General features: G+C 67.0%; 21 protein-coding genes and 1 pseudogene. 10 read left to right on the top strand and 12 right to left on the bottom strand.

The window, feature by feature from the left end:
- Positions 1-121: 121 nt before the first annotated feature.
- From HWX03_RS27580 to HWX03_RS27600, 5 genes are all read right to left on the bottom strand, one after another.
- Entirely contained in the window at positions 122-760 is a 639-nt protein-coding gene (locus HWX03_RS27580) for an aldolase (RefSeq protein ID WP_175873425.1), read from the bottom strand.
- A complete protein-coding gene (otnK, locus tag HWX03_RS27585) occupies positions 757-2,058 on the bottom strand; it encodes a 3-oxo-tetronate kinase (RefSeq protein WP_175873426.1) in 1,302 nt (433 codons plus the stop codon). The genes HWX03_RS27580 and otnK overlap by 4 nt, the downstream gene beginning before the upstream one ends.
- 19 nt (positions 2,059-2,077) lie before the next feature.
- On the bottom strand, positions 2,078-2,968 hold the full coding sequence (gene ltnD / locus HWX03_RS27590; protein WP_069231585.1) for an L-threonate dehydrogenase: 891 nt from the start codon (positions 2,966-2,968) through the stop codon (positions 2,078-2,080).
- Between the two features lie 58 nt (positions 2,969-3,026).
- Complete coding sequence (locus HWX03_RS27595) at positions 3,027-3,731, bottom strand: FCD domain-containing protein (protein ID WP_048989515.1); 705 nt, start codon at positions 3,729-3,731, stop codon at positions 3,027-3,029.
- 181 nt (positions 3,732-3,912) lie between these two features.
- Positions 3,913-4,986: a GlxA family transcriptional regulator gene (locus tag HWX03_RS27600; RefSeq protein WP_174430928.1), complete on the bottom strand. Its 1,074-nt coding sequence runs from the start codon at positions 4,984-4,986 to the stop codon at positions 3,913-3,915.
- Between the two features lie 286 nt (positions 4,987-5,272).
- Here HWX03_RS27600 and HWX03_RS27605 point away from each other — a divergent pair, with 286 nt between their 5' ends.
- The 9 genes and pseudogenes from HWX03_RS27605 to HWX03_RS27645 all read left to right on the top strand — a co-directional run bounded on the left by HWX03_RS27605 (position 5,273) and on the right by HWX03_RS27645 (position 14,328).
- The gene (locus HWX03_RS27605; RefSeq protein ID WP_175873482.1) at positions 5,273-6,658 is read left to right on the top strand and encodes an L-serine ammonia-lyase; all 1,386 of its coding nucleotides are present in this window, start codon (positions 5,273-5,275) and stop codon (positions 6,656-6,658) included.
- Between the two features lie 14 nt (positions 6,659-6,672).
- Positions 6,673-7,917 (top strand): sarcosine oxidase subunit beta family protein, encoded by a 1,245-nt coding sequence (locus tag HWX03_RS27610; protein WP_006480591.1) that lies wholly within the window; start codon positions 6,673-6,675, stop codon positions 7,915-7,917.
- Positions 7,918-7,938: 21 nt separating this feature from the next.
- Positions 7,939-8,253 (top strand): sarcosine oxidase subunit delta, encoded by a 315-nt coding sequence (locus HWX03_RS27615; RefSeq protein WP_006757386.1) that lies wholly within the window; start codon positions 7,939-7,941, stop codon positions 8,251-8,253.
- Positions 8,250-11,261: a sarcosine oxidase subunit alpha family protein gene (locus tag HWX03_RS27620; RefSeq protein ID WP_175873427.1), complete on the top strand. Its 3,012-nt coding sequence runs from the start codon at positions 8,250-8,252 to the stop codon at positions 11,259-11,261. The genes HWX03_RS27615 and HWX03_RS27620 overlap by 4 nt, the downstream gene beginning before the upstream one ends.
- A complete protein-coding gene (locus HWX03_RS27625) occupies positions 11,251-11,883 on the top strand; it encodes a sarcosine oxidase subunit gamma (RefSeq protein ID WP_175873428.1) in 633 nt (210 codons plus the stop codon). The genes HWX03_RS27620 and HWX03_RS27625 overlap by 11 nt, the downstream gene beginning before the upstream one ends.
- Positions 11,880-12,320: a dihydroneopterin aldolase gene (locus HWX03_RS27630; protein ID WP_023476367.1), complete on the top strand. Its 441-nt coding sequence runs from the start codon at positions 11,880-11,882 to the stop codon at positions 12,318-12,320. Before HWX03_RS27625 ends, HWX03_RS27630 begins: the two co-directional genes overlap by 4 nt.
- 376 nt (positions 12,321-12,696) lie before the next feature.
- Complete coding sequence (locus HWX03_RS27635; protein WP_175873429.1) at positions 12,697-13,440, top strand: hypothetical protein; 744 nt, start codon at positions 12,697-12,699, stop codon at positions 13,438-13,440.
- Between the two features lie 225 nt (positions 13,441-13,665).
- Positions 13,666-13,866: pseudogene (locus tag HWX03_RS27640) on the top strand (dihydroneopterin aldolase); the annotation flags it as partial.
- A 114-nt stretch (positions 13,867-13,980) separates the two neighbouring features.
- Positions 13,981-14,328 (top strand): helix-turn-helix transcriptional regulator, encoded by a 348-nt coding sequence (locus HWX03_RS27645; RefSeq protein WP_174430933.1) that lies wholly within the window; start codon positions 13,981-13,983, stop codon positions 14,326-14,328.
- Between the two features lie 27 nt (positions 14,329-14,355).
- On the opposite strand, the gene HWX03_RS27650 is transcribed toward HWX03_RS27645, so the two are convergent.
- The 6 genes from HWX03_RS27650 to HWX03_RS27675 form a co-directional block, all read right to left on the bottom strand.
- Entirely contained in the window at positions 14,356-15,048 is a 693-nt protein-coding gene (locus HWX03_RS27650) for a lytic transglycosylase domain-containing protein (RefSeq protein WP_175873430.1), read from the bottom strand.
- A gap of 156 nt (positions 15,049-15,204) precedes the next feature.
- Positions 15,205-15,600, bottom strand: coding sequence for an NAD(+)--rifampin ADP-ribosyltransferase (gene arr, locus HWX03_RS27655; RefSeq protein ID WP_175873431.1), 396 nt, complete (start codon positions 15,598-15,600; stop codon positions 15,205-15,207).
- A 32-nt stretch (positions 15,601-15,632) separates the two neighbouring features.
- Positions 15,633-16,400, bottom strand: coding sequence for an ABC transporter permease (locus tag HWX03_RS27660; RefSeq protein ID WP_175873432.1), 768 nt, complete (start codon positions 16,398-16,400; stop codon positions 15,633-15,635).
- Positions 16,397-17,350: an ABC transporter ATP-binding protein gene (locus HWX03_RS27665; protein WP_175873433.1), complete on the bottom strand. Its 954-nt coding sequence runs from the start codon at positions 17,348-17,350 to the stop codon at positions 16,397-16,399. Before HWX03_RS27665 ends, HWX03_RS27660 begins: the two co-directional genes overlap by 4 nt.
- Complete coding sequence (locus HWX03_RS27670; RefSeq protein ID WP_175873434.1) at positions 17,347-18,525, bottom strand: ABC transporter permease; 1,179 nt, start codon at positions 18,523-18,525, stop codon at positions 17,347-17,349. The genes HWX03_RS27665 and HWX03_RS27670 overlap by 4 nt, the downstream gene beginning before the upstream one ends.
- Positions 18,522-19,445 carry an ABC transporter substrate-binding protein gene (locus tag HWX03_RS27675; protein ID WP_174385388.1) on the bottom strand — a complete coding sequence of 308 codons (924 nt, stop codon included), beginning with the start codon at positions 19,443-19,445 and terminating at the stop codon, positions 18,522-18,524. Before HWX03_RS27675 ends, HWX03_RS27670 begins: the two co-directional genes overlap by 4 nt.
- Positions 19,446-19,611: 166 nt before the next feature.
- Here HWX03_RS27675 and HWX03_RS27680 point away from each other — a divergent pair, with 166 nt between their 5' ends.
- Positions 19,612-20,541 carry a 2-hydroxyacid dehydrogenase gene (locus HWX03_RS27680; RefSeq protein WP_175873435.1) on the top strand — a complete coding sequence of 310 codons (930 nt, stop codon included), beginning with the start codon at positions 19,612-19,614 and terminating at the stop codon, positions 20,539-20,541.
- Between the two features lie 21 nt (positions 20,542-20,562).
- Here HWX03_RS27680 and HWX03_RS27685 read toward each other — a convergent pair whose 3' ends face one another.
- Positions 20,563-20,931 (bottom strand): NUDIX hydrolase, encoded by a 369-nt coding sequence (locus HWX03_RS27685; protein WP_175873436.1) that lies wholly within the window; start codon positions 20,929-20,931, stop codon positions 20,563-20,565.
- Positions 20,932-21,040: the final 109 nt, after the last annotated feature.

Here is a 21,040-nt window from a genome sequence, read left to right on the forward strand (position 1 = left end):
CTGGACTATCGTGTGCCGGCGGCGCGTACGCCGCCGGATCGTGTTGTGTGTGCTGAAAGGCCCGTGCACACGGCGGGCATGGAAATCGGTACGTACTACTGCGTGATCAGGCCGCGACGCGTTACCAGCGCGCGCCGAAGGCATGGCGCAGTTCGTCGAGCGCCGCGTCGGACAGCGGTTCGGGCTTCGGCTGCGTGATCAGCCACAGCCGCGCGGTTTCCTCGAGCTCCTCGAGCGCATACGACGCGTGCGATACCGACGGCCCCCACATCACGGGGCCGAGGCGATCGAGCAGCACGCCGCGCACCTGGTCGGCCAGCGCCGCGACTTCGGCCGCGACGGCCGGGTCGCCGGGGCGGCGGTAACGGATCAGCGGAATGTGGCCGACCTTCATCACGTAGTACGGCGTGATCGGCGGCAGCACGTCGGTGTCGCGCCACACGCCGGCGAGCGTCAATGCGACGAGATGCGTCGAATGCGTGTGGACGACGCCGTTCACCTCCGCGTTGCGCGCATAGATGCCGCGATGCAGCGCGAGCGTCTTCGACGGCTTGCCGCCCGATACGGGCTGGCCGTCGGTGCCGACCTTCGCGATGTCGTTCGGGTCGAGCCGGCCGAGGCACGCGTCGGTCGGCGTGATCAGCCAGCCGTCATTCAGGCGCGCGCTGATGTTGCCGGCGCTGCCGACCGCATGGCCGCGCGCATACAGGCTCGCGCCGACCACGCAGATCTCTTCGCGCAGTTTTGCTTCGTCGCTCATCGTGCGGCTCCGTCCAGCGCGCGCAGCGCCTTGTCGAAAAAGTCCGTGGTGCCGAAGTTGCCGGATTTCAGCGCGAGGCCGAGCGGCTGCGCGTCGATGGTGGCCGTGGCCGGCACGCCCGGATCGATCTGCGCGCCGATCTGCAGCGATTTCACGTCGAGCGCCTGCACGACCGCGCCGGACGTCTCGCCGCCCGCGACGGCGAATTTGCGCACGCCGAGTTCGCGCAGCCCGCGGGCGATCGCCGCGAGCGTGCTTTCGACGAGATGGCCGGCCGCGTCGACGCCGAGCGCCTGCTGCACGGCCTTCACTTCGTCGGGCGTGGCCGTTGCATAGATCAGCACGGGCTGCGGCAGGTGCGTGCGCGCAAAGGTGAGCGCCTGCTCGACGACGGGCTTGCCGCGCGATGCCGCGAGCGGGTCGATGCGGAAGCTCGGCCGCGTCGCGCGCCACGCGGCGACCTGCGCGTTGGTCGCCTTCGATGCACTGCCGGCGAGCACGGCCGACAGGCCTTCGATGCGCGGCAGCGACGCCGCGTTGTCGCGCTCGGGCAACTGCTCCGCGCGGCGGAAATTCGCCGGCAGGCCGAGCGCGATGCCCGAGCCGCCGGTGACGAGCGGCAGGCCCGCGCACGCTTCGCCGAGGACGTAGAGGTCACGGTCCGACAGCGCGTCGGCGATCGCGAAGCGCGTGCCTTCCGCGCGCAGCTGGTCGATCCGCGCACGCACGGCGGCCGCGCCGAGCGCGATCGTGTCGTAGCGGATCAGGCCGACCGGCGACTTCGTCTGCTGCTGCAGCACGCGTATGAGGTTCGCGTCCTTCATCGGCGTGAGCGGATGATTTTCCATCCCGGATTCGTTCAGCAGCACGTCGCCGACGAACAGGTGGCCGCGATAGATCGTGCGGCCGTTCTCGGGGAATGCCGGGCATGCAATCGTGAAGTCGCCGCCGGCCGCATCGAGCAGCGCGTCGGCCACCGGCCCGATGTTGCCGGCGTCGGTCGAGTCGAACGTCGAGCAATACTTGAAGAAGAACTGGCGGCACCCTTGCGCGCGCAACCATTCATACGCGGCCAGCGATTGCGCGACGGCGTCGGCGGCGGGAATCGTGCGCGACTTCAGCGCGACGACGATCGCGTCGGCGTCGACGGTCGTGTCGGCAGCGGCGCCGTCGGCGGGCACGCCGATCGTCTGCACGGTGCGCATGCCGCTCTTGACGAGCATGTTCGCGAGATCGGTCGCGCCGGTGAAATCGTCGGCGATGCAGCCGAGCAGGGGACGGGAAGCGGAGGCGGTCATGGCGGAAGCGTCGTTCGAATCAGCGGGCGGGCGGCAGCGTGATGCCGGGGAAAGTCTTGATCACGGCGGAATCGTCCTCGCCGCCGTGGCCAGCGCTCGACGCGCTCATGAACATCTGGTGCGCGGTGGCCGACAGCGGCAGCGGGAATTTGCTGCGGCGCGCGGTATCGAGCACGAGGCCGAGATCCTTCACGAAGATGTCGACGGCCGACAGCGGCGTGTAGTCGCCGTTCAGGATGTGCGGCACGCGGTTCTCGAACATCCACGAATTGCCCGCGCTGTGCGTGATCACGTCGTACAGCGCGTCGGCATCGACGCCTTCGCGCAGGCCCAGCGCCATCGCTTCGGCGGCCGCCGCGATATGCACGCCGGCCAGCAACTGGTTGATGATCTTCACTTTCGAGCCGATGCCGTGCGCGTCGCCGAGGCGATAGACCTTGCCGGCGATCGCGGCGAGCACGTCCTCGCAGCCCGCATAGGCGGCGGCCGGGCCCGACGTCATCATCGTCATCTCGCCGGAGGCCGCGCGCGCGGCGCCGCCCGACACGGGCGCGTCGAGCATCTGCAGACCGGCCGCTTCGATGCGTGCGCCGAGCGCGACCGCGAATTCGGGCGCGACGGTCGCGCTCGCGATCACGACGCCGCCCGGCTGCATCGCCGCGACCGCACCGTGTTCGCCGAACAGCACGGTTTCCGTTTGCGCGGCATTGACGACGAGCGTGACGACGACGTCGCACTGTGCACCGAGTTCGGCCGGCGTCGCGCACGCGATGCCGCCTTCGGCGGCGAACGCCTGCAGCACGGTGTCGCGCACGTCGCATGCGTGGACGCGCAGGCCGGCGCGCAGCAGCGAGCGTGCGACGCCGAGGCCCATCGCGCCGAGGCCGATGACTCCAACATTTCGTGACATGGTCAACCTTGATCGATTCAGGAGAGGTTCTGGACAACGGCGGCGGGTGCCGCCGGCTTCAGCAGATGCCGGCTTCCGCGAGACGGCGGGCGGCGTTGTACATGTGCGTGCGCGCCGCGTTGCGGGCGGCCATCGGGTCGCGTGCGCGGATCGCGTCGGCGATCGCCGCGTGCTCCTCGCGCACCTGCCGCGAGAAATCCTCGCGCGTCGCTTCGTTGCTGCGCGTGACCTTCACGCCGGCTTCGAGGTACTGGTTCAGGAACTGCAGCGTCTTCAGGAAATACGGGTTCCCGGTGACGGCCGCGATCGTGCGGTGGAACGCGACGTCTTCCGCGACGCCGTCGCGCCCTTCGGCCACCGCTTCGTCGATCTTGCGCAGCGCGTCGTCGATGTCGGCCATGTCGTCGGCGGTGTGGTGCAGCGCGGCTTCGGCCGCGACTTCCGCCTCGATCGCGCGGCGCACCGCGAGCAGGTGCGGCAGCGAGCTCGCCTCGACGGCTTCCGCGTAGTCGATCCGCAGCGGCCGGATCGCGCCGTGCTGGTTCACGAACACGCCGCTGCCCTGGCGCGGCTCGACCACGCCTTCGTTCTTCAGCCGCGAGATCGCCTCGCGGATCACGGTGCGGCTCACGCCGAATTCCTGCGCGAGCACGGCTTCGGTCGGCAGCTTGCCGGTGGCCGAGAAACTGCCCACTTCGATCTGCTTGAGCAGTTGCTGCGCGACATGGTCGCTCATCGCGCGGGCTGGAATTTTCTCGAACATGATGCTCAGGTTTGTAAGGTGATGTGGTCATCATACAAATTTGAGCGTGCATCAGCATCCGGGATAACCCTCGTTTTACGGCGGGCAACGTCGGCTAATTTGATTGGAACCGGTTCCAAAAGCGCCTAAATCGACGCGAACGTGTGTTGTTCTGCAATCGGTCAGAAGGGGCCGCGGGCCGTCAGTCGGCGATGTCTTCGACGGCGTCGGCCGACGCATCGGGCGTCGCCTCGACTTCGGCCACGTCGCCGCCGCGCTCGCGATAGGTCGCCGGCGGCACGCCGAACTGCTTGCGGAATTCGCGCCCGAGGTGCGACGCATCGGCGAATCCGCAGCTCGACGCGATGTCGGCGACCGTGCGGTCCGAGCTCGTCAGCAGCCAGGCGGCGGTGCGCAGCCGCACCTGTTTCGCGAATGCCTGCGGGCTCTTGCCGGTCTCGGCCTTGAACAGCCGTTCGAGCTGCCGCGTCGACAGGTCGAGCTTGCACGCCAGTTCTTCGAGCGGCAGCGCACGCCCTACGTGCTGTTCCATCAGAAGAATCGCGCGCTTGACCTTCGGATGCGTCGCCGGCTCGAGCCCCGGCGGATGCGGCTGCGGCGCGTTGCCTTTCTGCATCTCGCCGACGAGCAGGATGCGCAGCGCCTTCTGCACGGTCGCGTGATCGAAGTGACGCAGCAGGATCGCGGCGGCGACGTCGATCGACGCGCGGCCGCCCGAACACGTGATCCGGCGCCGGTCGATCACGAACAGGCGGTCGGCGATCAGCAGGTCGGGATCGGCGGACGGAAAGCGCTCGATGAAATCCCAGTAATGGAACCAGCTCACGCAGGTGCGGTAGCCGTCGAGCACGCCGGCGCGCATCAGCGTGAACACGCCGGTGCAGATGCCGACGACCGTCGCGCCGCCCGCCGCCGCGCGGCGGATGACCTCGAGCGTTTCAGGGCCGGCTTGCGGCCCCGAATGCAGCAGCCCGCCGACCACCACCACATAGTCGAACGGCTCGGCCGCGTCGAACGTTTCCCATGGCGTGATCTGGATCCCGCAACTCGCGCGCACCGGCGCGAGCGTCTCGCCGATCACGCTCCACGCGCAGCGCACGGGCTTGCTGTAGTCGCCGTCGTCGGCCGACAGCCGCAGCATGTCGACGAAGCCCGAGAAGGCCGTCAGCGTGAAGTTCGGCAGCAGCACGATGCCGAAGCGGATGCGCCGCGGCGCGGGTTCTGCGAGGGGGGAAGCGGGTACGTCGGGGGTCATCGCGGCCAATCTCGTCACGCCGGGCAGGCGGTCTCACTCGTTTCACTCGGTTTGCGGGTTACGGCTGCCGGAGGCGGCGCGGATGCAGCCAGCGTCGCCGATCGGCCGCGGCCGGACTTGTGGTTTTTCGTCGCGAACCATCGCCAAAACGCACTTTCGGGCCCGCCGGCGCCGCGCTTGGCGGCGCTATCCCACGCCGATGCCGTTTTTGTTCTATCGGCCGATTTTACGCTTTGATGTACTGGTGCCCAACGACATTTCACGCATGCAACCCAAAGGAAGCCAGATGAACGTCAGCGCGTTCGACCTGTTCAAGATCGGTATCGGCCCGTCCAGTTCGCATACGGTCGGCCCGATGATCGCCGCGTGCCGCTTCGCGTCGCACGTGGAGGACGCGAACCTGCTCGGCTTCGTGCGCCGCGTGCGGGTCGAGCTGTACGGCTCGCTCGGCGCGACCGGCAAGGGCCACGGCACCGACAAGGCCGTGCTGCTCGGCCTCGAGGGCCACCTGCCCGACACGATCGATCCGGACCTGATCGAGCCGCGGCTTGCCGCGATCCGCGCGGAGAAGTCGCTGACGCTGCTCGGCAAGCAGACGGTCCGCTTCGACGAGAAGGAACACATCGGCTTCTATCGCAAGCTGATGAGCGGCACGGGCATCGTGCATCCGAACGGGATGCGCTTCCAGGCATTCGACGAACACGGCCAGTTGCTCGTCGAGAAAGAGTATTACTCGGTCGGCGGCGGTTTCGTCGTGAACCGCGACGGCGATCGCGTGAACGGCGTGCGTGCGGCGGTCGACGTGCCCTATCCGTTCCGCACCGGCGACGACCTGATGCGCCAGTGCCGCGAACACGGTTTGTCGATCGCCGAGCTGATGCTGCGCAACGAATCCGCGCTGCGTCCCGCCGACGAAGTGCGCGCCGGGCTGATGGCGATCTGGCGCACGATGGCCGCGTGCGTCGAGCGCGGCTGCAAGGTCGAGGGCGACCTGCCGGGCCCGATGCGCGTGAAGCGCCGCGCGGCCGAGATGAACAGCAGCCTGCGCGCGCGTTCGGAAGAGTCGCTGCGCGACCCGCTGTCGATGCTCGACTGGGTCAACCTGTATGCGATGGCCGTGAACGAAGAGAACGCGGCCGGCGGCCGGGTGGTCACCGCGCCGACCAACGGCGCGGCCGGCGTGATCCCCGCGGTGCTGCACTACTACGTGAAGTTCGTGCCGGGCTCGAACGAAGCCGGCATCGTCGAATTCCTGCTGACGGCCGCGGCGATCGGGATCATCTACAAGGAAACCGCGTCGATCTCCGGCGCGGAAGTCGGCTGCCAGGGCGAAGTGGGCGTCGCGTGCTCGATGGCCGCCGCCGCGCTCGCCGCGGTGATGGGCGGGACGCCCGACCAGGTCGAGAATGCGGCCGAGATCGGCATGGAGCACAACCTCGGGATGACCTGCGATCCCGTCGGCGGGCTCGTGCAGATCCCGTGCATCGAGCGCAACGCGATGGGCGCGATCAAGGCGCTGAACGCGTCGCGCATGGCGCTCAAGGGCAATGGCCAGCACTACGTATCGCTCGATTCCGTGATCAAGACGATGCGCGAAACCGGCGCCGACATGAAGACGAAATACAAGGAAACGTCGCGCGGCGGTCTCGCCGTGAACGTCATCGAATGCTAACGAAGGATCCAAAAATGAGCCGCTACTCGATATTCAGCCTGTTCCGCAACGGCCTCTCGTATCACGAGAACTGGGAAAAGCAGTGGAAGAGCCCGGAGCCGAAGAAGGAATACGACGTCGTGATCGTCGGCGGCGGCGGCCACGGCCTCGCGACCGCGTACTACCTCGCGAAGGAGCACGGCATCACGAACGTCGCGATCCTCGAGAAGGGCTGGATCGGCGGCGGCAACACCGCGCGCAACACGACGATCGTCCGCTCGAACTACCTGTGGGACGAATCGGCCGCGCTGTACGAGAAGGCGATGAAGCTGTGGGAAGGGTTGTCGCAGGACCTGAACTACAACGTGATGTTCAGCCAGCGCGGCGTGATGAACCTCGCGCACACGCTGCAGGACGTGCGCGACACCGAACGCCGCGTGAACGCGAACCGGCTGAACGGCGTCGACGCCGAATTCCTGACGCCCGCGCAGATCAAGGAAATCGAGCCGACGATCAACCTGAACAGCCGCTATCCGGTGCTCGGCGCATCGATCCAGCGCCGTGCGGGCGTCGCACGCCACGACGCGGTGGCCTGGGGCTTCGCGCGCGGCGCCGATCGCGCCGGCGTCGACATCATCCAGAACTGCCAGGTGACCGGCATTCGCCGTGAAGGCGGCGCGGTGGTCGGCGTCGACACGGTGAAGGGTTTCATCAAGGCGAAGAAGGTCGCGGTGGTCGCGGCCGGCAACACGACGACGCTCGCCGACATGGCCGGCGTGCGTCTGCCGATCGAAAGCCACCCGCTGCAGGCGCTGGTGTCCGAGCCGATCAAGCCGGTGGTGAACTCGGTGATCATGTCGAACGCGGTGCACGCGTACATCAGCCAGTCCGACAAGGGCGATCTCGTGATCGGCGCCGGTATCGACCAGTACACGGGCTTCGGCCAGCGCGGCAGCTTCCACATCATCGAAAGCACGCTGCAGGCGATCGTCGAGATGTTCCCGGTGTTCTCGCGCGTGCGGATGAACCGCCAGTGGGGCGGCATCGTCGACGTGTCGCCGGACGCGTGCCCGATCATCACCAAGACCGACGTGAAGGGCCTCTATTTCAACTGCGGCTGGGGCACCGGCGGCTTCAAGGCGACGCCCGGCTCGGGCTGGGTGTTCGCGCACACGATCGCCCGCGACGAACCGCATCCGCTGAACGCGCCGTTCGCACTCGACCGCTTCTACACGGGCCACCTGATCGACGAGCACGGCGCAGCCGCCGTCGCGCACTAACCGCACTGAGGAGAAAGAAACATGTTGCTGATCGAATGTCCGTGGTGCGGGCCGCGCGCCGAATCCGAGTTCACGTGCGGCGGTGAAGCCGACATCGTGCGCCCGGTGGCGAACGAGACCATGACCGACCGTGAATGGGGCGAATACGTGTTCATGCGCGAGAACAAGCGCGGGCTGCACAAGGAGCAATGGCTGCACACGCAGGGTTGCCGCCGCTGGTTCAAGGTCACGCGTGACACGGTGACCTACGATATCAAGGGCTACGAAAAGTTCGGCGGGGCTGCCATCAATGGCGCGGCTGCCGGCAACGCACACGAAGAGGGCACGAGCAAATGAGCCAGAAAGACCGCCTCGGCACCGGTGGCCGCATCAATCGCGCGATTCCGTTGACGTTCACGTTCAACGGCCGCACGTACCAGGGCTTCCAGGGCGACACGCTCGCGTCCGCGCTGCTCGCGAACGGCGTGCATTTCGTCGCGCGCAGTTTCAAGTACCACCGTCCACGCGGGATCGTGACGGCGGATGTGGCGGAACCGAATGCCGTCGTGCAGCTCGAGTCCGGCCCGTACACGGTGCCGAACGCACGCGCGACCGAGATCGAGCTGTACCAGGGGCTCGTCGCGACGAGCGTGAACGCGGAGCCGACGCTCGAGAACGACAAGTACGCGATCAACCAGAAGTTCTCGCGCTTCATGCCGGCCGGGTTCTACTACAAGACCTTCATGTGGCCGCGCAACATGTGGCCGAAGTACGAAGAGAAGATCCGTGAAGCGGCCGGCCTCGGCAAGGCACCCGAGGTGCTCGACGCCGATCGCTACGACAAATGCTACGCGCACTGCGACGTGCTCGTGGTCGGCGGTGGCCCGTCGGGCCTCGCCGCCGCGCATGCGGCCGCCACGGCCGGTGCGCGCGTGATCCTCGTCGACGACCAGCGCGAACTCGGCGGCAGCCTGCTGTCGTGCCGCGCGGAGATCGACGCGAAACCCGCGCTGCAATGGGTCGAGAAGATCGAGGCCGAGCTGCGCAAGCTGCCCGACGTGACGATCCTGTCGCGCAGCACCGCGTTCGGCTATCAGGACCACAACCTCGTGACGGTCACGCAGCGCCTGACCGATCACCTGCCGGTGTCGATGCGCAAGGGCACGCGCGAGCTGCTGTGGAAGGTCCGCGCGAAGCGCGTGATCCTCGCGACCGGCGCGCACGAGCGTCCGATCGTGTTCGGCAACAACGACCTGCCCGGCGTGATGCTGGCGGGCGCGGTGTCCACCTACGTGCATCGCTTCGGCGTGCTGCCGGGCCGCAACGTGGTCGTGTTCACGAACAACGACCGCGCATACCAGACCGCGCTCGACCTGAAGGCGTGTGGCGCGAAGGTGACGGTCGTCGACTCGCGTGCGTCGTCGAACGGCGCGTTGCCGGCGGCGGCCAAGCGGCAGGGCGTGACGGTGATGAGCGGTGCGGTCGTCACGGCCGCTTCGGGCAAGTGGCGCGTATCGTCGGTCGACGTCGCGTCCTACTCGAACGGCCAGACCGGCGGCAAGCTGCAGACGCTGCCGTGCGACCTCGTCGCGATGTCGGGCGGCTTCAGCCCGGTGCTGCACCTGTTCGCGCAATCGGGCGGCAAGGCGTGCTGGAACGACGACAAGGCGTGTTTCCTGCCGGGCAAGCCCGTGCAGGCGGAAGCGAGCATCGGTGCGGCGGCCGGCGAATTCGGGCTGGCCCGTGCGCTGCGGCTCGCGGTCGACGCGGGCGCGGAAGCGGCGAAGGCGGCGGGCTTCACGGCCGCGCAGCGTCCGGCCGCACCGCAGGTCGCCGAAACCGTCGAAGGCGCACTGCAGCCGTTGTGGCTCGTCGGCAGCCGTGAGGCCGCGGCACGCGGGCCGAAGCAGTTCGTCGACTTCCAGAACGACGTCGCGGCGGCCGACATCCTGCTTGCCGCGCGCGAAGGCTTCGAGTCGGTCGAGCACGTGAAGCGCTACACGGCGATGGGCTTCGGCACCGATCAAGGCAAGCTCGGCAACATCAACGGGATGGCGATCCTCGCGGGCGCGCTCGGCAAGACGATTCCCGAAACGGGCACGACGACGTTCCGTCCGAACTACACGCCCGTGTCGTTCGGCACGTTCGCGGGCCGCGAGACGGGCGATTTCCTCGACCCGATCCGCAAGACGGCCGTGCATGAATGGCACGTCGAGCACGGCGCGATGTTCGAGGACGTCGGCAACTGGAAGCGGCCGTGGTATTTCCCGAAGAACGGCGAGGATCTCCATGCGGCCGTGAAGCGCGAATGCCTCGCGGTGCGCAACAGTGTCGGCATTCTCGACGCGTCGACGCTCGGCAAGATCGACATCCAGGGCCCGGACGCGGTGAAGCTGCTGAACTGGATGTACACGAACCCGTGGAACAAGCTCGAAATCGGCAAGTGCCGCTACGGGCTGATGCTCGACGAAAACGGCATGGTGTTCGACGACGGCGTGACCGTGCGCCTCGCCGACCAGCATTTCATGATGACCACCACCACCGGCGGCGCGGCGCGCGTGCTGACGTGGCTCGAGCGCTGGCTGCAGACCGAATGGCCCGACATGAAGGTGCGGCTCGCGTCCGTCACCGATCACTGGGCGACGTTCGCGGTGGTCGGCCCGAAGAGCCGCAAGGTCGTGCAGAAGGTGTGCCAGGACATCGACTTCGGCAATGAAGCGTTCCCGTTCATGAGCTATCGCAACGGCACCGTCGCCGGCGCGAAGGCGCGCGTGATGCGGATCAGTTTCTCGGGCGAACTCGCGTATGAAGTGAACGTGCCGGCCAATGCGGGCCGCGCGGTGTGGGAAGCGCTGATGGCGGCCGGCGCCGAGTTCGACATCACGCCGTACGGCACCGAGACGATGCACGTGCTGCGCGCGGAGAAGGGCTACATCATCGTCGGCCAGGATACCGACGGCTCGATCACGCCGTACGACCTCGGGATGGGCGGGGTCGTCGCGAAGTCGAAGGACTTCCTCGGCAAGCGCTCGCTGACGCGCTCGGATACCGCGAAGGAAGGCCGCAAGCAGTTCGTCGGCCTGCTGACCGAAGACGAACAGTTCGTGCTGCCGGAAGGCGCGCAGATCATCGCGAAGGACACGCAGGTGTCGGCGGTCGATCCGACGCCGATGATCGGCCACGTGACGTCGAGCTACTACAGCCCGATCCTGAAGCGCTCGATCGCGCTCGCGGTGGTGAAGGGCGGCCTGAACAAGATGGGCGAGAGCGTCGTGATTCCGCTGGCCAACGGCAAGCGCATCACCGCGAAGATCTCGAGCCCGGTTTTCTACGATACCGAAGGGGTGCGTCAGCATGTGGAATGAAACGAGAAACCAGACGCAGGTGGCGGGTGCGGGCGGCGTGACGCTTGAATCGCCGTTCGTCGGCGCGGCCGACGTGCTGAAGTCGCACCAGGCGCGCGCATCGAAGAAGTTCACGCTGCGCGAGCGGCCGTTCCTCGATCTCGTCAACGTGCGCGGCGAGTTGAGCGATCCGGCCTTCGTCGCCGCGTTCGAGCGCGTGGTCGGCTGCCGGCCGCCCGCGGAGCCGAACACGGTTGCGCGCGGCGCCGAGTACGACGTGCTGTGGCTCGGCCCCGACGAATGGCTCGTGCGCTCGAACGGGCCGGTTCAGGCCGGCGTGCTCGAAGCGAAGCTGGCGGAGGCCGTGCAGGGCTTGTACGCGGCGGCCGTCGACGTCGGCAGCGGCTACACGGTGGTCGAGATCAGCGGCGAACGCGTGCGCGACGTGATCGCGCGCGGCTGCCCGCTCGATCTGCATCCGCGCGTGTTCAAGCCGGGCCAGTGCGCGCAGTCGCACTATTTCAAGTCGCCGATCACGCTGATCCCGACCGGCGACGAGTCGTTCGAGATCGTCCTGCGTCGCAGCTTCGCCGACTATTTCGTGCGCATCATGCTCGACGCCGCGGCGCCGCTCGCATCATGAAGCCGTTCGACGAACCGTTCGTGGCGATCGACGCGCCGCGCCTGCGCGGGCGCGGCTGGAGCGTGTTCGTCGACGAACTGAAGGTGCCCGCGCGAATCGGCATTCATGCGCACGAACATGAAGCGCCGCAGCCGGTCGTGATCGATGCGCGGCTCGGGTATCGCTGCGAGCCGAGCGAGCAGGGCGAGTGGATCGACTACGACGGTTATTGCGCGCGTGTCGCGTCGTTCCTGTCGCACAAGCCGCATACGCGGCTGCTGGAGACGCTCGTCGCCGATCTCGCGGTGCTGTCGTTCCGCGAATGGCCGGCGCTGGAATCGCTGACGCTGTCGATGTACAAGCCGAAGATCCGGCCGGGGACGAAACGCGTCGGCGTGTCGCTCGACTGGACGCGTGGGGATTACCTGCGGTGGACGGGGGCGGCGGGGCAGTTGTAAGTCGAGGGGGGAGGCGATCCGCTCACGCGATTGCTCATTGTTCCTGGAATATCGGAACAATGGCCCGTTGGTGGTTGCCGCTCGTCTTTATTCCTGAAATATCGGAACAATGCGGCGTTCACCCCCCGTCACTTGTAACGCGAGCGCGCTTGGGCAACGCACTGCGGACCCGCTCCAGCAGCTTGCGCTGGCCTTCCCGGTCTATGCATCGCGATGCCGCCCGCTACGAGCCATGCCCGCAGCAGTCTTTTCAGGATCGTTCTGCGTAATCCTGACACCGCCTGTTTCAATTCCCGTCGAGCTTCTTCTGTCCAGTTTTCGATGTTTCCCACGTACTATTCGCTATCGGGAAAATTCACGAAGACGATCGAAGGCGATGATAAAACGCGCTGTGACTTGCGTGGTTGCCGCTTTGGCGCCGCTCATCGCCCATGCGGGGTGCAGTGAGAAGCTCCAGAACTGGTTCGCACAACTTCACCCAGGCCAAGCGCTGGATGCTGCTCACGCGGTTTGCAAGGTCTGGCCCGCGAATGAGGCGCTGACGATCGGGGTGTTACCTCTGGAGCGGAAAAGCAGCAGCGACGGGCAGAACGTGGTCGACATCGAGGTACTGGTTGCCGATACGGCTACGGGCGCGATCATCGCGCATCGGTTTCAGCGATCGGCGATTCACTACGGAGAGGATCACTATTTCGACGGCGTCGAGCTCGACACGGCGCGCTATCAGCTGACCTCCACTCAACGTGCCTTCGGCGTACGCCTGAAGTCGTCGGGCGGCCCGCCCGCGGATATGTCAGGCATCGCGACGCTGAGTCTCTATCTGATCGATGGGCAGCATTTGCGTCCGGTGCTGGATCGCCTGGTTGTGAGCGATTGGACGGGCGACCGTGATGGTCCTTGTACAAGCACGTCTGAAACATCACGCACACTCGCACTCGGCCCGATAGATGCGCAAGGCTATGCCGTTTTGCGGGTCGGCGAAAAGTACGTCGAGCGCGAGAGCCGGCTCGAAGTCGATACATGCTCGGATCACACGTCACCCGCACAACGCCGTAACGTTACGCTCGACTATCGCGATGGCACCTACCGTATTCCGGACGCCATGCGAAATGCCGATTGATCGGCTGCTTCCGCTCCGTTCAACGTGACGGGTGGCGAGCAATGAGACGTTCGGTCTTTGACGGATATCGCGCGGTTCACCGGCGATAGCTGTGAAACAGTTCAGGCGTGTCGCAGCTATCGCCCCGTGCGATCGCGTCAAGCCGCAGCCGCCCCATCCAGTGCCGGATAGTCGACATACCCGCGCGCATCGCCGCCGAAGAACGTGTCGCGCTGCGCGCCGTTGCACAAACCGCATACGCGGTTGCTCGAAACGCTCGTTGCGGATGTCGCTGTGATGTCGTTCCGCGAATGGCCGGCGCTGGAGTCGCTGACGCTGTCGGTGTACAAGCCGAAGATCCGGCCGGGGACGAAGCGCGTGGGTGTGTCGCTCGACTGGACGCGCGGGGATTACTTGCGGTGGACGGGGGCGGCGGGGCAGTTGTAAGTCGAGGGGGCGTCGGCGTGAGAGCCTCGCCGAGACGCGCTTATAATTCCTGCAATATGCGAACAATCGGTGATCCTTGGTCGCCGTTCGCTTTGTTCCTGAAATATCGGAATTATGGCCCGCACGCTACCACGACCTGTTGCAACACCCGACCCGCTCGCCCTCGATCTTGCGACACTGGGGGCGCTCGTGCGCAATCGCCGAGCGCAGAACCATATGCGGATCGACGACGCAGCCGACATGCTTGGTGTTTCCAAAGATGTATTGTCTCGGCTCGAGAACGGCCGTGCGGTGGGTCTCGACAAACTGTTCAAGATACTGGACGGCTTCGGCCTCAATCTGCTCGTCGTACCGAAACGCGAAGTACCGGTCGCGCGTAACGCATTGCGCGATCACGCCACGGCGCGCGCCGCTGCCCTGGAGCCGCATGGGGCGCGTGATGTCGCCCGAGATCAACGTTGAACTTTGCCGGTATCGGCCTGCATGCACTTACTTCGCGTTGCGGTTCGCGGCCGGCGCCGCTGACGGATCGCTAACCGGCACCATGTGCGCCTTCGCGTTGTTCGCATCGTTCCCGGTATTCGCGCTTTTCGCATCGTCCTCAGGTTCGAGCACGAACCGGAACGAATCGACGCGCTGCATCACTTTCGCCGCATACGCACTGGATCCGCCGCTGTAGCTCCTCAGCCCGGCCTGCACGTTGCCGCCGGCTGCTTTCACGTAGCCCGACAGAATGCGCGAGCCGACTTCGACGTTTGCGTTCGGCTCGGTGAGGTCCTTCACGTTGCGCAGCATGCCGCGGTGCGCCGCCGGCACGACCTGCATCAACCCCGTTGCGCCATGCTGACCGCGCGCCTTTTCCTGGAAGCGCGATTCGATCGAAATAATTGCGTAAACGAGTGCCGGCGGCAGCGAATATTTCGTCGCAGTTACGCTCACGATATCCGCGAGCTTCGCGGCCCTTTCTCTTGCAACGCCGAATTTCTTCGTCAGGTAGGACGTGATGCGGCGGTTTGCTTCGTTAGGCTGATCGTTGGCGTTCGCGAGCGGCTCGGAGGCGACAGTCGGCGCCGATGCCAGCACGTCGGGCGCAGAGGCAGGCAATGCGGACGCCTGCTGCGCCGATGCCTGTTGCGCGATGCCGAGCGAGAGCACGATCAGCCAGAAAAACCGTCGTCGCATGGTCGAGTGCGGGGAAATGGGAGGCGCATAGTATATCGACCAATCGCGGCAGGCGGTCGAGTGCTGGCTCGAATGAAAGCGATGTGTAGGCTTGTCACATTCGCGATGACCGAGGACAGATCGTTGCACGGACACGCATCGGAGTCCGGATGAACGCTAGTTGATGATCTCGCCGATGCCGGTTTCGATGCGGCTTCTGAGTTGCTCGATGAACTCCGGATCGTAGGGTTCCCAGCTATCGAGTTCGCCAACGATCTTCAAAGGCAGCGTGCTTCGATACGATCGCGTCGGATTGCCCGGGAATTTCTTGTCCGTGACGTTTGGGTCGTTTTCGAATTCGCCGGTGGGCTCGACGATATAGACTCGCGGCCGGCCGTCGCCTTTGACCATTTCCGCAGCCAGGCCGGCGCCTTTGGGCAGGGCCGTGAAGTAAATGTGATTCATTACGACGTCGTTCCGATAATTCGATCTGAAGCCCGCTGTCAGCAAGTCGCCGATCCGCAAATTCGCTTTCGTGCCATGAAAGAACGGGCCGGCATCCAGGACAGACATGGTTGCTCCTTCGAAAAATTCCGTGACGGATTCTAGGCGCGCCGCGCGCTCGCCACCCGAGCAATCGCGCCGATCGCATCGCTGACGAGCACCGCGAGCAAGCCGACGATCACGCCGCCTTGCAGCACGAACGCGGTGTTCGACGTCTGCAGGCCCGCGATGATCACGTCGCCGAGCCCGCGCGCGGCGACCGTCGAGCCGATCGTCGCGGTGCCGAGATTGATCACGACCGCGAGGCGGATGCCGTTGACGATCACCGGGAACGCGAGCGGCAACTCGACGGACACCAACTGCTGCCAGCCGCTCATCCCTATCCCGCGCGCGGCGTCGACGACGTCGCGCGGTACGTCCTCGAGCCCCGCGATCGTGCTTTCGAAAATCGGCAGGAGCCCGTACAGCACGAGCGCGATCAGCACGGGTTTCAAGCCGAAGCCGACTGCCGGCACGGCAAGCGCGAGCACGGCGACCGGCGGAAAGGTCTGGCCGATATCGACGACGCTGCGCGCGACCGGCAGGAAATCCGCGCCGAACGGCCGCGTGACCGCGATGCCGGCCGCGACCGCGACGATCGTGCCGATCAGGCTCGACAGCGCGACCGTGCCGAGATGCGCGAGCGTGAGATCGAGCAGGCTCGCGCGATCGTAGATCACCGGCGCGCCGTTGTCCGCGAACGGCGCGAACAGACCCTGCAGCCACGCGGGGCGCAACAGCAGCACGAGCAGCAGCGCGAGCGCGGCCGCGCGGGCGACGTACGCGGGAAGCGAAGACCGCTTGGGCCGCACGCTGCCGAGCGTCGTCATGCGGGCTTCCTCGCGTGCGAGCGGATCGCGTCGAGCGTGATCCGACGAGGGCGGTGTGCGTTGCGGTTGCCGTCGACCGTATCGTGCACGGGCAGCGCATCGACACCGCGCCACAACAATTCGGACACCGCATCGCGCAGCGTGCGCGTCGCCGCGATCGGTTCGCCGTCGGCGTGGCCGGCTTCGGCCACGGCGTCGATCGGTGTGAGCGCGAGCAGGCGCAGCGGCCGGTCGACGCCCGCGACGAGCTGTTCGACCACACCGGCTGCCGGTCTGCCAAGAATTTCGGCAGGCGACGCGACCTGCAGCAATCGGCCGCCGTCCATCACCGCGATCGTGTCGCCGAGCTTCAGCGCTTCCTCGATATCGTGCGTGACGATCACGACCGTGATGCCGAGGCGGCGCTGCAGCGCGAACAGGTCGTCTTGCGCCTTGTTGCGGATGATCGGATCGAGCGCGCCGAACGGTTCGTCCATCAGCAGCATCGCGGGCTCGGCCGCCAGGGCGCGCGCCACGCCGACGCGCTGCTGCTGGCCGCCCGACAGTTCGTGCGGCAGCTTGCCTGCGAATTCGGCCGGCGCGAGATGGAACAGGTCGAGCAGTTCGTTCACGCGCGCGTCGATGCGGGCGGCCGGCCAGCCGAGCAGGCGCGGCACGGTCGCGATGTTGCGCGCGACGCTCCAGTGCGGAAACAGCCCGTGCCCCTGGATCGCGTAGCCGATGCCGCGCCGCAGCTGTTCGGGCGCGACGGTCGCCGTATCGACGCCGTCGATGCGGATCGTGCCGCTGGTCGGCGCGATCAGCCGGTTGATCATGCGCAAGAGCGTCGACTTGCCGCTGCCCGATGCGCCGACGAGCGCGGTGATCGTGCCGCGCTGCATCGTCAGCGATACGTCGTCGACGGCGACCACGTCGCCGAAGCGTTTGCCGACTCGTTCGATCTCGATCATCCTGCACGCCCTTTCGCGAGCGACGTCGCGGCTTCGAACACGACGGCGGCCGCCAGTGCGAGCGCGATCGTCGGGATCGCGCCGAGCAGCACGAGATCGGCGGCCGATTGCCCGATCCCCTGGAAGATGAAGGTGCCGAACCCGCCGCCGCCGATCAGCGCGGCCACCGCGGTCAGGCCGATGTTCTGCACGAGCACGATGCGCACGCCGCTCAGGATCACCGGCAGCGCGAGCACGAGATCGACGCGCAGCAGCCGCTGCGCGCGTGTCATGCCCATCGCGCGCGCCGCTTCGGTCACGTGCGGCGGCACCTGGCCGAGCCCGACCACGACGCTCGATGCGATCGGCAGCAGTGAATACAGGAACAGCGCGAGCACGGCCGGCGCGACGCCGATGCCGCGGATGCCGAGCGCGGCCGCGAGCGGCACGTGCGCGGCGAGCAGGCCGAGCGGCGCCATCATCAGCCCGTACATCGCGATGCTGGGGATCGTCTGCACGATATTGAGCACGGGCATCGCGACGGTGCGCACCGTCGCGATGCGTGCGCAGGCGATGCCGAGCGGCACGCCCGCGACGAGCGCGGCGGCGACCGAGCCGCCCGCGAGCGACACGTGACGGATCGCTTCGCGCCAGAAATCGTCGCTGCGCACCGCGTATTCGCGCATCACGGAGAGGCCGTCCCACCAGCCGCTTGCGAGCGGCACGGAAACCGCTGCAATCGCGACGGCGAGCGCGGCGAGGCGCCGCCACGGGCCGAACGCGAGGCGCGCGAGCGCGTCGGCGATGAGCACGGCCCACGCGAACAGCAGCAGCCAGACGCCGGCGTCGGGCGACACGCGGGCCAGCATGTCGTCGGGCGCGACGACGTGCGCCGCGGCCGCGCCGACCGCATACGCGAGCGTTGCGAGCCCCGCGCAGCCGGCCGCGAGCCGCCACGCGGGACGGCTCGCCGTCATCGCCCACAGCGCGCCGACGGTCCATAGCGCGGCGAGCGCGGCGCCCTGCATCGCCGGCAGCGCGGCGAACACCGACAGCCCGGTGCCGGCCGCGATCCGGTTCGGCCGCAGCACCGCGAACGACAGGCCGAACACGGCGACGATCGTCAGTCCGCCGATCAGGATGCCGACCTTGTCGAGCGTGACGCGCCGCGCGGACGCTGCCGCGCGCTCCGTCATTTCACGAAACCCTTCGCTTTCAGGTAGCTTTTCGCGACGCCGGTAGCCGGCTCGCCGTTGAGCTGGATGCGGGCGTTCAGCGATTGCAGCGTCTTCAGGTCGAGGCTCGCGAACACGGGCTTCAGCAAGTCGGCGATTTGCGGATGCGCTTTCAGCACCGCTTCGCGGATCACCGGCGCCGGCGCGTAGACGGGCTGCACGTGCTTGTCGTCGTCGAGCACCGCGAGGCCGCTCGATGCGATGCCGCCGTCGGTGCCGTAGACCATCGCGGCGTTCACGCCGTCGGTCTGGTTCGCGGCGGCCTTGATCGTCGCGGCCGTGTCGCCGCCGGACAGCACGACGAGCTGCTCGGGCTTCAGCTTGAAGCCGTACGCTTTCTCGAACGACGGCAGCGCGGACGCGCTGTTCACGAATTCGGCCGAGGCCGCGAGCTTCACCTTGCCGCCGCCGGCGACCCACTTGCCGAAGTCGGAGAAGGTCTTCAGGTGCTGCGACTGCGCGACGGGCGCGAGCAGCGCGACGCCCCACGTGTTGTTCGCGGGCGCCGGAGCAAGCCATACGAGATGGTTCGCCGCGTAGTCGAGTTTCTTCGCGGTGTCGTAGCCTTGGCTCGCGTTCTTCCACACCGGGTCGTCGGCCTTGTTGAAGAAGAACGCGGCGTTGCCCGTGTATTCGGGGTAGATGTCGATCTCGCCGCTCGTGAGCGCCTTGCGCACGATCGGCGTCGTGCCGAGCGCGATCTTCTCGGTGACGGGAATGCCGTGGGCTTTCAGCACCTGTGAAATGAGGTTGCCGAGCAGGTTGCCTTCGGTGTCGATCTTCGACGACACCACGACGGGCGTGTCGGCGTGCGCGCCGGGCGCCGCGATGGCGGCGGCGAACGCGAGGCCCAGGATCCGGGCGGGCAGGGCGAGCTTCATCGGGGCCAATCTCCAGGACGGGGGCGTACGCCGAAAGTTACTTGACTGAGCCGGCTTTGGCAAACCGCGTGCGGCGGCGTTTCCACAGCCGGTGTGGGGATAACCCGCATCCGTCATGCGGGCTTGTTACACTGAAATTCGTTCCCGCCTGCGGACATTTGCTGACATGAAGCCCGAGCTGCTGGTCCTCATCGCACTGCGCGGCGACGCGCATCGCGAAATCGCCGCGTCGTTCGACGTGCGTTATGCCCCGACGCCCGACGCGCGCGAACGCGCGATCGCCGAACACGGCGGCACGATTCGCGCGGTGCTGACCAACGGCAGCACGGGGCTGACCGCCGCCGAGATCGACCGGCTGCCGCAGCTCACGTTCGTCAGCGCGCTCGGTGCAGGCTACGAGCACATCGATGTCGCGCACGCGAAGGCGCGCGGCATCACCGTGGTCACGGGCGCCGGCACCAACGACGATTGCGTCGCCGATCACGCGTTCGCGCTGCTGCTCGCGGCGGTGCGCAACGTCGTGCAGCTCGATGCGAAAACCCGCGCGGGCGTGTGGCGCGAAGGGCTGCCGATGCCGCCGAACGTGTCGGGCAGGAAGCTCGGCATCGTCGGGCTCGGCAAGATCGGCGAGAAGTGCGCGCGCCGCGCGGCCGGCTTCGACATCGGGATCGGTTACCACAACCGATCGGAGAAGCCGGTGCCGTACCGCTATTTCGACCGGGTCGATGCGCTCGCGCAGTGGGCCGATTTCCTGATCGTCGCGACGCCGGGCGGCGCGGGCACGCGGCACCTGATCGATCGCACCGTGCTCGACGCACTTGGCCCCGGCGGCTTTCTCGTCAACGTGTCGCGCGGCAGCGTTGTCGATACCGCTGCTTTGACAGACGCGCTGCGCGAACGGCGCATCGCGGGCGCGGGGCTCGACGTGTACGAAGGCGAACCGGAGCCGCCGCGTGCGCTGACGGATCTCGACAGCGTCGTGCTGACACCGCACATGGGCGGCTGGTCGCCCGAGGCGCTCGATCGTTCGGTGCGCCAGTTTCTCGACAACGCGGCGCGGCATTTCGCGGGGCAGCCGGTGTTGACGCCGGTGTGAGCGCCGGGCGGCGGCGTCGAATCAGTCCGCCTGCTTGCAGAATGTCCAGTAGAAATCCGGCAGGTTCGCCGGCTTGCCGGCATCGAGATCGATCCAGCCGAACTGGTCGTGCTCGTCGCTCAGCACGATTTCGCGACGATCGACCTCGCACTGGAAGCACACGATGAGTACGCGCTTGCCCGGCACGACCTCGCACGAACGGCTGCCCACGTAGCGAATCGCGGATGCGACGATTCCGCATTCTTCCTGCACTTCGCGTGTGACGGTGGCTTCGAGCGATTCGCCGGCTTCGGGCCAGCCGCCCGGTAGCTCCCACTCGTCGCGGGGATTGCGCAGGAACAGGACCGAGCGTCCGTCACGGACGATGGCTTTGGCGCTGATGGGAATCATGTGGGCTTCACCGCAGGCAGTCGATTTCCGCAGCCTATCGCAGGTGTTCCCTTCGTGCAGCGATTCCCCCGCCCGCATCGACGCGCATGCAGGCGGGGGAGGCGGCGCC

This window comes from Burkholderia sp. BCC0397 (assembly GCF_902832865.1).
GTDB lineage: Bacteria > Pseudomonadota > Gammaproteobacteria > Burkholderiales > Burkholderiaceae > Burkholderia.